The sequence below is a fragment of the Thermococcus aegaeus genome (assembly GCF_055393685.1).
In genome coordinates, this window is the sequence record NZ_AP042464.1 from 209,896 (window position 1) to 222,665 (window position 12,770).

At 41.0% G+C, this 12,770-nt stretch carries 15 protein-coding genes and 1 tRNA gene; 8 read left to right on the forward strand and 8 right to left on the reverse strand.

Annotation, left to right across the window (positions count from 1 at the left end; all coding sequences use genetic code 11):
- Positions 1-36 precede the first annotated feature (36 nt).
- Positions 37-1,389 (forward strand): RsmB/NOP family class I SAM-dependent RNA methyltransferase, encoded by a 1,353-nt coding sequence (locus ACZ5NL_RS01135; RefSeq protein ID WP_464842519.1) that lies wholly within the window; start codon positions 37-39, stop codon positions 1,387-1,389.
- Between the two features lie 4 nt (positions 1,390-1,393).
- On the opposite strand, the gene ACZ5NL_RS01140 is transcribed toward ACZ5NL_RS01135, so the two are convergent.
- Both ACZ5NL_RS01140 and ACZ5NL_RS01145 read right to left on the reverse strand, forming a co-directional pair.
- Positions 1,394-2,296, reverse strand: a complete 903-nt coding sequence (locus tag ACZ5NL_RS01140) for a pyrolysin (RefSeq protein ID WP_464842520.1) — start codon at positions 2,294-2,296, stop codon at positions 1,394-1,396.
- Positions 2,297-2,517: 221 nt separating this feature from the next.
- Positions 2,518-3,135: a TIGR00296 family protein gene (locus ACZ5NL_RS01145; RefSeq protein ID WP_464842521.1), complete on the reverse strand. Its 618-nt coding sequence runs from the start codon at positions 3,133-3,135 to the stop codon at positions 2,518-2,520.
- A gap of 98 nt (positions 3,136-3,233) precedes the next feature.
- Here ACZ5NL_RS01145 and ACZ5NL_RS01150 point away from each other — a divergent pair, with 98 nt between their 5' ends.
- Genes ACZ5NL_RS01150 through ACZ5NL_RS01165 form a run of 4 tightly spaced genes read left to right on the forward strand, consistent with a single transcriptional unit; the run spans position 3,234 to position 6,601 of the window.
- A complete protein-coding gene (locus tag ACZ5NL_RS01150) occupies positions 3,234-3,545 on the forward strand; it encodes an MTH1187 family thiamine-binding protein (protein ID WP_464842522.1) in 312 nt (103 codons plus the stop codon).
- A complete protein-coding gene (locus tag ACZ5NL_RS01155) occupies positions 3,517-4,680 on the forward strand; it encodes a DUF373 family protein (protein ID WP_464842523.1) in 1,164 nt (387 codons plus the stop codon). Before ACZ5NL_RS01150 ends, ACZ5NL_RS01155 begins: the two co-directional genes overlap by 29 nt.
- A complete protein-coding gene (locus ACZ5NL_RS01160; RefSeq protein ID WP_464842524.1) occupies positions 4,649-5,713 on the forward strand; it encodes a coiled-coil domain-containing protein in 1,065 nt (354 codons plus the stop codon). Before ACZ5NL_RS01155 ends, ACZ5NL_RS01160 begins: the two co-directional genes overlap by 32 nt.
- 42 nt (positions 5,714-5,755) lie before the next feature.
- Positions 5,756-6,601, forward strand: a complete 846-nt coding sequence (locus tag ACZ5NL_RS01165; RefSeq protein ID WP_464842525.1) for a deoxyribonuclease IV — start codon at positions 5,756-5,758, stop codon at positions 6,599-6,601.
- On the opposite strand, the gene ACZ5NL_RS01170 is transcribed toward ACZ5NL_RS01165, so the two are convergent.
- Both ACZ5NL_RS01170 and ACZ5NL_RS01175 read right to left on the reverse strand, forming a co-directional pair.
- On the reverse strand, positions 6,591-7,787 hold the full coding sequence (locus ACZ5NL_RS01170) for an aminotransferase class V-fold PLP-dependent enzyme (RefSeq protein WP_464842526.1): 1,197 nt from the start codon (positions 7,785-7,787) through the stop codon (positions 6,591-6,593). The two genes, ACZ5NL_RS01165 and ACZ5NL_RS01170, sit on opposite strands and share 11 nt — an antisense overlap.
- Before the next feature lie 9 nt (positions 7,788-7,796).
- Positions 7,797-8,885, reverse strand: coding sequence for a DmpA family aminopeptidase (locus ACZ5NL_RS01175; protein WP_464842527.1), 1,089 nt, complete (start codon positions 8,883-8,885; stop codon positions 7,797-7,799).
- An 88-nt stretch (positions 8,886-8,973) separates the two neighbouring features.
- On the opposite strand from ACZ5NL_RS01175, the gene cobO reads away from it, so the two are divergent.
- Positions 8,974-9,504 (forward strand): cob(I)yrinic acid a,c-diamide adenosyltransferase, encoded by a 531-nt coding sequence (cobO, locus tag ACZ5NL_RS01180; protein WP_464842528.1) that lies wholly within the window; start codon positions 8,974-8,976, stop codon positions 9,502-9,504.
- 89 nt (positions 9,505-9,593) lie between these two features.
- Positions 9,594-9,848 carry a UPF0147 family protein gene (locus ACZ5NL_RS01185; RefSeq protein WP_435371997.1) on the forward strand — a complete coding sequence of 85 codons (255 nt, stop codon included), beginning with the start codon at positions 9,594-9,596 and terminating at the stop codon, positions 9,846-9,848.
- On the opposite strand, the gene ACZ5NL_RS01190 is transcribed toward ACZ5NL_RS01185, so the two are convergent.
- From ACZ5NL_RS01190 to ACZ5NL_RS01200, 3 genes are all read right to left on the reverse strand, one after another.
- The gene (locus ACZ5NL_RS01190; RefSeq protein ID WP_464842529.1) at positions 9,841-10,413 is read right to left on the reverse strand and encodes an aldolase; all 573 of its coding nucleotides are present in this window, start codon (positions 10,411-10,413) and stop codon (positions 9,841-9,843) included. The two genes, ACZ5NL_RS01185 and ACZ5NL_RS01190, sit on opposite strands and share 8 nt — an antisense overlap.
- A complete protein-coding gene (locus tag ACZ5NL_RS01195) occupies positions 10,410-10,994 on the reverse strand; it encodes a hypothetical protein (RefSeq protein ID WP_464843511.1) in 585 nt (194 codons plus the stop codon). The genes ACZ5NL_RS01190 and ACZ5NL_RS01195 overlap by 4 nt, the downstream gene beginning before the upstream one ends.
- A gap of 59 nt (positions 10,995-11,053) precedes the next feature.
- Positions 11,054-11,141, reverse strand: a tRNA-Leu gene (locus ACZ5NL_RS01200).
- A gap of 133 nt (positions 11,142-11,274) precedes the next feature.
- Here ACZ5NL_RS01200 and ACZ5NL_RS01205 point away from each other — a divergent pair.
- Positions 11,275-11,976: an IS6-like element ISPfu1 family transposase gene (locus ACZ5NL_RS01205; RefSeq protein ID WP_011011522.1), complete on the forward strand. Its 702-nt coding sequence runs from the start codon at positions 11,275-11,277 to the stop codon at positions 11,974-11,976.
- Positions 11,977-12,085: 109 nt separating this feature from the next.
- On the opposite strand, the gene rpiA is transcribed toward ACZ5NL_RS01205, so the two are convergent.
- The gene (rpiA, locus tag ACZ5NL_RS01210; protein WP_464842531.1) at positions 12,086-12,769 is read right to left on the reverse strand and encodes a ribose-5-phosphate isomerase RpiA; all 684 of its coding nucleotides are present in this window, start codon (positions 12,767-12,769) and stop codon (positions 12,086-12,088) included.
- Position 12,770 lies beyond the last annotated feature (1 nt).

Sequence of the window (12,770 nt, forward strand, 5' to 3'; positions counted from 1 at the left end):
CGCCAAATTTTTAAACCCTCTTCCAAATCGAAAATCATGGAGTTGTTCTATAGAATAACCCTTCATGAGCTGATTGCAGACATCTTAACCCTCATAGAGGAGCGTGAGCTTTCATCGAAAAACGCTCTAGAGCGAGTTTTCAAAAGAGTTAGTGGAAAAGACAGAGAAAAGGCAAGAGGTTTGGCTCATGCTTATGTTTTTGAAATTGAAAAATGGAGAAAGAAAATAGATTTTATTGCAAACTCTGTTCTCAAAGGAACCAAGATCGGGGATCTTGATCTTTACCTTGCCAATCTCCTTAGGATTGGCATATTTGAAATGAAGTTTAAAGGAATCAATCCGGCAATAGCTACAGATTCAGTGGTTAGAGTTGTAAAGGAAAAATATGATTTGAACAAAGCAAAATTCGTAAATGCAATTCTTAGAGAGGCAGAAAAATTTAATCTCGATAAAGCTCTAAAAAAGCTCAAGGAAAGGGATAGAATAGAGTATTTAAGTGTGAAGTTTTCTCATCCGCGTTGGTATGTAGAGTACGTTATAGACCTTTTAGGATACGAAAACGCAATACGCCTTTTATTAAGCAACAACAGGCCTCAAAGGTATTACGTACGAGTGAACCCCCTTAAGACAGACATCGACACACTTGCGGAATACTTAGAAGAACACAATGTTAGAGTAGCAAAAACCCCAGTAGAGGATGTTCTAAAGATTTTAGAGTATGAAACACCAATAACCCGTTTAGATTGGTATAAAGAGGGCTATTTTGTGATTCAGGACTTAGCGAGTGCTTATGTTGCTCATGTCCTTGCTCCGGAAAAAGGTGAGAGAGTTTTAGATCTTGCCGCGGCCCCCGGAAGCAAAACGTTCCATACTGCTCATCTTATGGAGAACTCTGGAGAGATAGTGGCCGTGGATTATTCTCTCGAGAGATTAAGGAAAATGGAGGCAAAAATGAAACTCTTAGGAGTTAAGAACGTTAAGCTTGTGCACGCTGATGGGATGAAATTTAAAGACAAAGAAAAATTTGACAAAATAATACTTGATGCACCTTGTTCTTCTTCCGGAACATATAGGCAGTTTCCAGAAGTTAAATGGCGCTTTGATGAGGAAAAGATAAAGAAGGTTATTCAGGTTCAAAAAGCCATGATAAGAAACGCTTACAGGAATCTAAAAAAAGAAGGTGAAATGACTTATTCTACATGCTCAATAAGGATTGATGAGAATGAGGAAAACATAAAGTACGCTATAAATAAAGTAGGTTTTGAGCTTGTCGATTACCCATTCTCATGGGGGGAAAAGGGATTCACTGAGATTGGAGATAAGGTCTTTAGGAGTTTCACCCATTTACACGACTGTAATAGCTTTTTCATTGCAAAATTGAAAAAATAAAAAATCAACCCATACCCTCTTCTAGAACACCAACTGCGTCTCTCACATGGAAGTAGGCTTTTCTTAGATTTATGAACACTTTTATGCTGTTTAAGTTCTGGAATATCGGACCATTTTCCTCTGCTTTTGCATAGTACTGTTCTGCAAGGGTTTTGTGAAACAGTGCAAGCTCTAAGGTCTCATTATCTAATTCTCCAGCCTCAGGACTGCTGTATAATAAGTCAAACCTTTCAGTGGCTTTTTGGTATTGTCTGTAGTAGAAGAAGTTCCAGATAATGTAGTTAAAGGGTTTCTGAACAACTTCAGGCTTTTCTTCTTTCTTTTTTGAATATTCAAGGTTGTCCACAATTAGCTCCTTAAGAAAAGCTTTCCATTCTGGACCCCTATATTTAACGCTGTATTCGAAGGTAAGTCCACTAGCCATAACACGACCGCTTCCGAAGGAATATATAATTGTGCTGGGCTTGTTGTAATTTGGTGTTGAGCCATCCCCCTGTACAGTTATTATCTCCGCTCCAGTTGGGACGTTAATTAAGTATCCGTGGCTTGCATATGTGCTGTACAGCCAAGTTCCATTTCCTAATATATAGTCGTAGTTTGAGTAGCTGTTAACTATTTCGACTCCTCCCGGTAGTGGAGTGGTCCAACGGCCTCCGTGCCATCCCCAGTTTGCGGCATGAATTTGAAGAACTTTGCCTGCTTTTACAAACTCTTCGAGCTTCGGCATTTGAGGACCAAGATCATCATAGAACTGTTGATTCTGATCGCTTGCAATTAAGATCATGTCGTAAGTATTTATCAGATCAGAAGCAGTTAAGGAATTCAACTGAGCAGCACTCATAACATCATAGGAAACTCCCAGTTCAGTTAATACTACTTCATTTGCATTAGAACTCCACGCATCCACGTTTTTTAGTATCAGCACTTTTTTCCTGTAATTCCTTGGGCTGCAGAAAAGCTAAGAGTACTCAAAACAAACAAGAAAACGACCACGAGTCCTAAAACTTTTTTCATAGTTTAAACCCCCGATTTATCATTATATGATATTTGGGCAAAATACTATATATGTAATTGGTCATTACCTTCCAAAAACATGGAGAGAAATCCACCAAAAAAGAGGAGTTCTGGTCAATATAGAGGTTTTCGCTTCACGGGCCCGTTTGGATATTCCTCTTCAAAAATCTCTGCAGTAAAACGATAAACCTCCGTATCTGCATCTAACCAACAATCTGGCGGAAGACCTGCTTTCCAACATGTTTCACTTAAGAATTCCTCCTCATCCCAACCCCATTCAATAGGCACTTGGGGAAGCAAAAGCCCACTGTAAATGCCTTTTTTAACTATGAGCCCATCTCTTCCAATCTTTATTTTTTTAGGCCTTTCATGGGGAGGACCTTCTATGGGTTCTGGAGGGGTTAGAACGCTAACCTCTATCTTCAGATTATTAAGCTCATCGAGTTCTACCGGAGGAAAGCGCGGGTCGTCGACAGCTGCGTAGATAGCGGCTTTTATAGTTGCCTTGACTAAGGGATATATTGGATACGGAAAACCTATGCATCCGCGCAATGCCTGAGTAGGAGGAACATTTGATCTGTTGAGAGTCACAAAAACTCCCATTTTTTCCCATAGTTCGGGAGGCGTATCTTCAGGAGGACCTATTTCCTTACCAGACCTCAAATATTCTTCTATGGCTTTTCTAGCTAATCTCACCAAGAATTCTCCCCACTCATCTTTTATCCTGTACATGTTTTCTTCACCAATACCTTTTGTTCTTTAAGCAAAATAAGACTTTCCACCGTTAAGCTTAAAAAAATTGTCGATTCTAATTTAGCCAGGTGTCGAAGGTGGGAGTGATTATTGAATTCGTCATTGTTCCATTGGGAGAACTGAGCCTAAGCAAATATATCGCTCATGTAGTAAAGCTTTTAGAGGAAAAGAGAGTAAAATATCAATTGACCCCTATGGGCACAATCATTGAGGTCCCAACTCTCAGAGAGGGCTTAAAGATAATCGAAGAGGCTCACGAAGCAATGTTTGAACTAGGTGCAAAACGGGTTTCAACAACGATAAGAATCGATGACAGACGGGACAAGGATAGAAAAATGGAAGATAAGATAAAATCAGTTTTTGAGAAAGTCCGGGGGGATAAAGATTAAAGCACTAGTACTCGCTATTGATAGAGATGATGATTTTGGAAAAAAAGCAGGGGTTAAAGGGCCTGTTATTGGAAGAGATGCATGTGTAGATGCTGCTCTAAAGCTCAGCTTAGCTGATCCTGAAGATAGCGATGCCAACGTTTTATATGCCGCAGTAAAGCTATATGATGAGCTCAAGGAAAAAGGAGAATTTGAAGACGTTGAAGTGGCACTCATTACAGGACATCCTGATGTAGGGGTTAAGAGCGACTTAGAACTGCAAAAACAGCTGGAAGATGTTCTTAAGCGTTTCCCTGCTGATGGAGTGATACCAGTAACAGATGGAGCAGAAGACGAGCAGATATTCCCCATAATAACTTCAAGAATTCCAATCATAAGCACTCGCAGGGTGGTGGTCAAACAAAGTGAAAGCATTGAGACAACGTATTACATTCTGTATCGTTATCTAAAAGAGATTTTGAGTGATCCTGAGGCAGCAAAAATCTTCTTTGGGCTCCCCGGAATGATACTGCTCATCTACGGCATTGCCCGGTTGCTTTCTATAAAATATCAACAGAGTGTTGCAATAATTTCTTCAACCGTTACCGGGTTGATACTCTTTCTCATAGGAGGATACTTCTTTGCAAAGGCTTTCCGAATAAGGGAAGTCCTAGGGCACTTCCTAACTAAAGGATTTATACAGTTCGTTTCTGCTATTGCAGCAGTATTTGTTCTCTTCGCCGGAGCAGTAAACGCTTATCTTAACTTAGAAAGCATTGCACTTCAGTTAACTGGGAGATATCCTGGAACTGAGCTCTTAGGAGCAGTTATCTTCCTAAATGCCATAAATACTCCATTTATCGTTGCACTGGGCGTTTTAATGATAGGCAAGATCGTTCATTCTTACCTGAGAAAGGATTATCATATCTGGTATTACATAAGCGGCATTTTACTGCTACCGGCATTGTGGATAACAATTGATGTTACCACACTCTATGCCCTCTCAATAGTATCCTTCTATTCAATTGAATTCCTAAAGAAGGGGCTCATAGCAATTGCTGACATAGCCCTTGCAACCCTTGTTGGAATGTATCTAAGGGACAAAGTAAGAGGATGGGAGAAAGTTGAAACTGAAAGAAGCACTCCGGGAGTATGAAAAGATAAAAGAAGACACCAAAAAACAAAGACAAAAAATATCGGAAAAATACACAAAGAGCTCTAAGGGAATTGTCCTAAAAATTCTCAAAAATCTTGAAAGACTTGAGCAAAAAGAGTTGCCTAAAAAGATTGACCCGCAATTGGCTAGAATTGTAGAGGTTGAAAAGGAGAGGTACATAACTGCGCTCCGGAATATGGTGCAAAAGATAAAGAGTATTGAAGACGTTGAAAAAATACTGCCAGAGATTTCCAAGTTTCACGTTGCCCATGGCCGGCATTTGCTCCTGATATTTGAGAAGGAAGTATATGAGATAAACACCCTTTTAAAGGCTTTATCTAAGAAGTATTCTGAATATCTTGGGGAGATAAATAAAGTTGGTATTGAAGACGTAGAGACTGAAAAGCTGCTGAAAGAACTGGAAGACCTTAGAAACCATGTAAAAGAGGAAGAACTTTCAAAGGAAAAGCTCATGGCACAGTTAAAAAAACTTCAGGAGCAGATTGAAGAGCTCGAAAAGAAACCGGAGTTTAAAGTCCTCAAAGAATCTGAAGAAAAGCTCAAGAGAGAAATATCGCAGAAGGAAATAAATATCCGCTCTAAGATTTCTAAGCTCCAAAAACCAATAAAAAGAATGAGAATGCCAGATATGACTGCAAAAGAGTTCTCAAAAGACTCCGCCTATGCTATTCATCATCCAGAAGAGTTTCTGAAGCTGCTCGATAAAATTAAAGACAATCTTGACAAAAAGTATAAGAAAACCGCAGAGTGGGCTAAAACAAGTTTAGTAAAAGAGTCTCAAGAATTAGCTGTCATGAAAGAAAAATTAACAAAAATCGAGGAGGAGCTCTCAAATTTCATAAGGGAAGAAGAAGCCAAAAAACGGGAGATCGAGGAACTAAAGAAAAAAATCCAAGAAAAGGAGAAGAAAATAAGATCCTTTAAGAAGCAGATACAAGAACTGGAAGAAGAGCTTAGAAAAAGCATTTCAAAACTTGAGCACATCTTGGGAGAAAAAATTGAGAGGAGTTAAAGTTTTTATATTTTTAGGATTACCTAATTCTGGGTGGTAAAAATGATAAAGATTGACAGGCTGAGGTTTGGAACAGCAGGAATACCTCTTTCAACTCCAAAGCCTTCGACAATATCGGGAATAGAACAGGTTAGAAAGCTCGGCTTAGATGCAATGGAGCTCGAATTCGTGAGAGGGGTTAATATAAGGCCCGAAATGGCTAAAAAGATAAAATATGTTGCTCAAAAGAACGATGTTCTTCTCACAGCACATGCACCTTATTATATAAACCTAAACGCAACAGAGAAAGCAAAAGTAGAGGCAAGTAAGAAGAGAATAATCCAAAGTGCTGAGCGTTTGCACGAAGCCGGAGGGTGGAGCGTAGTATTCCACGCAGGCTATTACTTAAAACAAGATCCATTAAAAGTTTATGAAAAAATTAAGAACGAGCTAAAGGACATTGTGAAAGTCCTGCAGGACAAGGGAATAGACGTGTGGATAAGGCCTGAGTTGACTGGAAAGCCAACACAATTTGGAAGTCTCAAAGAGATAATAAAGCTAAGCCAAGATGTTGAGCAAGTTCTCCCAGCTATAGATTTTGCGCATTGCCACGCAAGAAACAAAGGGAAGTACAACAGCACTGAAGAGTGGAGAGAAATGCTATCCCTAATCGAAAAGGAACTTGGAAGAGATGCTTTAGACAACATGCATATTCACATAAGCGGAATAAACTACTCCGAGAAAGGTGAAAAGAATCATTTGAATTTGCAAGAAAGTGATATGAAATGGGAGGATCTACTCAGGGTTTTGAAGGAGTTTAGAGTCAAAGGAGTTGTTATAAGTGAGAGCCCCAACATAGAGGGTGATGCCCTGTTAATGAAGAAAAAATACGAGGAAATCAGAGTTTAGAAAGCGAATCCACGAGAGAGCTTAAAACTATCTCCACATCTTCCATTTCGTTGTACAGGTGAGGGGAAACTCTTATGCCATAATGACCTAACGCTCCCCTGTGGCTGACCTTTATCCCCTTAGCAAGCATTTGTTGATAGATTTCTTCCTCTTTCTCATAGTTCAAGCCGGTTTTTATTGTAACTATTGCAGAATTTTCCCAGTTTTCATCCCCGATAATCCCTAGGCCTAAGCTCAGAACTTCATCCCTAATCTTCCCTGCGAGCTTAGTATTATGTTTCTCAATTTTTTTGATGCCTATATCATTTATCAGCTCGAGAGCCCCCCAGAGAGTTGTTGCCATAAGGTAAGGCGGCCCACCACCGAAGTCAAGCTTTCTTGCATCGTTTTTAAGCTCGAATTCTCCCCAGGGATTCTTTTCGGGCATTCCCCACCACAATGACCACTCTCCTACTGGGGGCTTCATGTTCAATAGTCCTGTCAGCGGTGAAGCCTCCTCAATAAGTTCATCGGAAAGATACATAATCCCGGAACCAATGGATGGATTAAGCAACCATTTCTCACCTCCCGCAACGAAGGCATCAACTCCATCTCTTTCTGGATATAATACTAAGCCACCGGCATGCTGAACAGCATCCACTATAAACCACGCTCCATGCTCGTGGGCAATTTTGGATATTTCTTTTAGATTCATTCTTTGGCCCGAGATCCACTGGACACTGCTTCCGATTATTGCAAAGGTATCATCATCCACCATTCTTTCAATGTCTTCAAGAAAGTACCAGCCACTTCTGTTTTTGACGACCCTAGTCTCCAGACCGTACCTTCTCGCATAGCTCTTTAGAAGGCAAGAAATAGAAGGGAACTCCATATCAAAGGAGACGATGTTCATGCCCTTTCTCGGTTCCAATGATGAGAGTAATCTCCTCAGTCCTTCTGTTGTTTGAATCGTCAGGGTTAGATTCTCTTTGTTGGTATGAAAGAGCCTTGCCCCCTCTCCTAAAACTCTCTCCATGATTTCTTTGTCCAAAAAGTCCACTGAATCAGTGCCTTCCCTAAAATCTACTAGATAATATAGAAAGTCTATACTTCTCTTAAGAGCCGTTAAAGGCAAAAATCCAGCGCTTGCTGTGTTCAAATAGGCTTTAAAATTCTTTAATCCCGGAAAAAGATGTTTAAGATTCATGCTTTCACCTCAGTTCTTTTCCAGTCTTCCATATTTTTTCATTAGTCTCATAAGCTCGTCTTTAGGAATGCCATAACGGATGTGATTGTCCCTTCCACTCATGGTTTTTGCCTGGAGGAGTGAGTTAATTATTGCTTCCTCAACGGCCTCAGCTGTAGCTTTGAAAAGGGGGGACAAGATGTTGTCGGGGAGTGCTTTTATGTTTAGTGGCTCTTTTTGGTAGTGTTTTATCCTCTGAGCGGTTGAGAAGGCAAAAACTATGTCCCCACTCCCATTGTATGCATAACCCCCAGTCCTTGCCAGTCCCACACTTCCCCTCTTGGCAATCCTATAGAGCTGTCTTGGGGTCAGAGGCGCATCTGTTGCGACGACTATTATTATGCTTCCCTTTCCTTCTCCCCCTCTTCCAGGCCAATCTTTCAACTCCATCCCTATGGGAACTCCGGCTATTGTCAGGTCCTCTCTTTTACCAAAATTGCTCAAAACTAAGGCCCCAATAGTATATTTTCTGTTCTCTATATGCACTACCCTAGAGGAAGAACCAATGCCACCCTTGAACTCAAAGGCACTCATCCCGGTTCCAGCACCAACAGCGCCTTCTTCAAAGTTCTCTTTTGCGTTTTCAATTGCTTCAAATATATGCTCTCTTTTGACGTGCTTACCTCTGATGTCGTTGAGGTAAGAATCGTTACATTCCATAACCACTGGATTAACCGAACCCGTGCTCACTCCTATGTCCTCATTTTGCTTAAGCGTGTAGTCTATCAATGAGTCAGCAGCGGTACCGATGCTTAAAGTGTTGGTTAGTATTATGGGCGTCTCAAGGGTTCCGAGTTCTTGCACTTGAACTAGACCAACGGGCTTAGCGTAACCATTCATAACAAAAACATTTGCCAATAGCTTTTCTTTATAGATGTTCCCCTCATGAGGGATTATTGCAGTCACACCTGTTCTTACAGGGCCTTTACCCGGAATAAGCTTCCCTTCACCCCGAATTAGTGTGACGTGGCCAACTTTGACGCCTTTAACGTCGCTTATTGAGTTTTTCTTTCCATGCTCAAAAATTCCAATTTTGATGCCGAGCTCAGGAGCTTTCATACATGCCACCAATAAGAATATACCCAAAAAATAAAAGCTCTTTCGCAATGAATAAATACTCCAACACCAAGTTTCCTTGGTGAATAAAATGACAAACTGGAAAGAGAAGCTCGGTCTGGTGCACATATACACCGGAAATGGAAAGGGTAAGACTACAGCAGCCTTAGGTTTAGCTCTAAGAATGCTTGGCAATGGAGGAAGGGTTATTATGATACAGTTTTTGAAATCAGCTAATGTCTATGGGGAACAGAGAAAAGCTCAAGAATGCGGAGTTGTTGTTGAATCCTATGGCTTACCAAAATTTATTCACGGAAAGCCTGAGCCAGAAGAAATTGAAGCTGCAAAAAAGGCCTTAGAAAGAGCTAGAGAAGTTGTTAAAAGCGGTGAATGGGATCTTGTGATTCTTGACGAAATATGCGTAGCTCTGGGATTTAAGATGATAAAAATAGAAGAAGTTAAGGAGCTCATAAAAGAAAAAGCACAAAATACCGAGCTTGTTCTAACGGGCAGATATTGCCCGGAGGAGCTTTATGAACTAGCAGATTATGTGACAGAAATGAGGGAAATAAAACATCCCTACAATAGAGGAGTAATTGCGAGAAAGGGCGTAGAGTACTAAAAGAACCGAAAAGGTTTTAATAACCAATGTGCAATATATGGTGGGAAAATTTTAGTTACGAATTCTTACTTAAATTGGAGGTGATGGGAATGAGCGAGGAAAGGATCCAACAGATTATCCAAGTTCTAAAGGAGCAAGTTGTTCAAGATACAATCGTCCCAAGAAATATTAGGAGAGCTGCTGAGCAGGCGATTGAAGCCCTGATGGACACCAGTAAAGATCCAACTGTGAGAGCTGCAGACGCTATTGCTATTCTTGAGGAGATTAGCGAAGACCCAAACATGCCAATGCACACAAGAACTATAATTTGGGAAGTACTGGGTGCTTTGGAGCAGATTAAATGATTTGCCTGCCTTTTTCTTTTAGATACCATAATTTTGCACTTTCCTCTACTAATTCGGCTTTGTAATAAGCTTCCCTTAAGCTTCTTCCGACGGTCACTATTCCATGATTCTGTAAAATAACTGCATCATGGTGTTCTAGATACTTTGCGGTTTCTTTAGCCAACTCCCAACTACCAGCTGGTTTAAACTCAGCTATAGGAATTTTGTTTAGGTATATCTCGGCCTCGGGCGTTATTATGGGGAGCTCTTCACTAAGCAACATAGATGCAACTATCGAATAAGGAGGATGGAGATGTGCTATAGCTCTTATGTCCCTTCTTCGCTTGTAGCCCTCAACATGAAGCTTCCATTCTGAAGAAGGCCTTACTAAGCTTAGAACATTCCCGTCTAGATCAACAACAGCTATTTGTTCCCGGGTAAGTTCATCCATAACAGACCCAGTTGCCTTTATGAATACTTTCCCGTTAAAAAGAACACTCAAATTGCCCCCAAATGCCGCTGTTAATCCTCTTTCGTGAGCTAGTCTGGAGTACTTAACAAGCATCTCTTTAACAAGTCTGCTCATTTTTTCACCACCTTTATTCCAAAGCCACAGGAGCTGCAGTAGGCAATTCCCTTCTGCCATACAAGCTCATCAGCTCCACATACGGGACAGACCTCAAGTTTGCCACTTTCTTTCCATACTTCGTAAGTTTTCTCACTTATTACAAAGAAGATTTCCCCATTTTCCTTTTCAAAATGTCCCAAAATAGGCGTGCTTTTTAGTTCAAAGGTTTCTGCATCTATTATAACCGGCTCTATGCCGATGTTTCCCTCAAATTCGAGTTCATTGGCAGGTACTATGTCGACTATGTACGCGTTGAGCGTTTTGTCGTGATACACCATGAGCTCCAGAGCATCGCTTAAATCTCCGGTTGAAGAGAGTATATCCACAGTTATGTATTTTCCAGAGGGGATCAAAAGAGCGAGAACATATTTAGAGCGAAATAAAGCTAGTCCTCTTCCCAAACACGTCTCCTCAAGACCAAGAGATGTTAATATTCTTCGAAGAGTCTCCCCATCTGGTATTTTCTTTTCTTGCAATATTTGATCTTTGATTTTTTCCGCAAGAGGCATTGCAAGCATTATTGGTTCATAAATTATCATCACTCTCACCATAGAAAAGTATGGATCTTAGCTTTTAGATTTTGTTGTTATAAGAGATTTGGTGCGGGGGCGGGGATTTGAACCCCGGAACCCCTACGGGAGTGGATCTTGAGTCCACCGCCTTTGACCAGGCTCGGCAACCCCCGCACGTTGGTCTTCATTTCTCTATACACCAACTCGATTTTAAAAACCTTGTGGTCTCAAATTTGATACTGTTAGGATAAGCTGTGGGGTGTCAGGTTTAAGTTACTGGCAGTACTTTAGAAAAAGAAGGGGGAACATGAAGTCTGAAACCATTATTTACTGGGTGGTTTCAGCCTTAAAACCCTTTCGTCGCAACAAAATCCCACCAGAAAAGAAAATCAGGGGAGTAGAATTATACCTGCGAGGCCTCAGTTACCGGCAAACCGCCAGAATACTCAAAATCAGTCACGTAACAGTCTGGGAGGCAGTCCAAAAACTCGCAGAAGCAGTTTACAAGCCAAAAATCCTCGCAGTCAAAAAACAGCGAAACTTCATCGCAGTTGACGAAACAGTAATAAAAATCAACGGGAAGAAAAGATACCTCTGGGCTGCAATTGACGTTGAGAGCAAGGAAGTTTTAGCAGTCTGGATTACGACTGTTAGAAACTGGTGGGTTGCCAGGGATTTCATTCTGGTTGTTTTAAAGTCGTGTGAAGGGCAGCCTGTCTTTCTGGTTGACAGGGCGAGCTGGTATAAGTCTGCTTTTAAGAGTTTGAGGTTGGGTTATCTGCATGTGACTTTCGGGCCGAGGAACAGTGTTGAGCGCTGGTTTAGGACGTTGAAGGAGAGGACGAAGCGTTTCTGGAATAATTTCAGGGGTAAAGACTGGAGGAGGGTTCATAGGTTTGTTTTTCTGTTTGCCTTCTGGTATAATTTTGTCAGAATTCATTCTAGTTTTGGTGATCCGCCTGGTGATGTTACTGAATGGCTTCAGGAGGTGATGCCCCAGTTATCCTAACAGTATCTCAAATTTTATTATAAAACTCCTTTTGCCCGGCAGTTCACATGAATTATAAGTTATAACTTAAAAGTGATAAGTTGTGGGAGATGACACAAGATAAAAAGCATTACCTTTCCATCCTTTTAACGCCCTCTTTTGTACCAACAAGAACAATATCCGCTATGTCCGCAAAGATGCCGTTTTCTACAACCCCCGGAATATTGTTTAGCTCGATTTCCATGTCGAGCGGGTCTTCGATTCTTTCAAATTTTGCATCAAGTATAAAGTTCCCGTTGTCAGTTATTACTGGCCCGTCTTTTTTAACACCCATTCTAAGCTCAGCTGTTGCGTTAAAGACTTCAAGCTCTTCTTTTATCGCTCTCCAAGCTGCGGGGATTACTTCTATAGGCACGGGCATTTTTTGGCCTAGATACTCCACAAGTTTACTTTCATCAACAAGCACTATAAACGTCCCAGCTCTATACTCAATGATCTTCTCCATCGTTAGTGCCGCACCTCTTCCTTTGATGAGATTGAGGTGCGGATCGACTTCATCTGCACCATCTATGGCGAGATCAATTGCATCAACCTCATCAAGATTCACAACAGGAACTCCGCTCTCAAGAGCCAGAAGGCGTGATTGATGTGAGGTAGGGATGCCATAAACATCTTCAAGTTCCCCAGTCATAAGCTTCTTTCCAAGCATTTGAATGAAGTAAGCTGTTGTGGAACCTGTGCCTAACCCAATTATCATGTCATCGTCGATGTACTTCAGAGCTTCCTTAGCGACCATTCTTTTCATTTCTTCCATT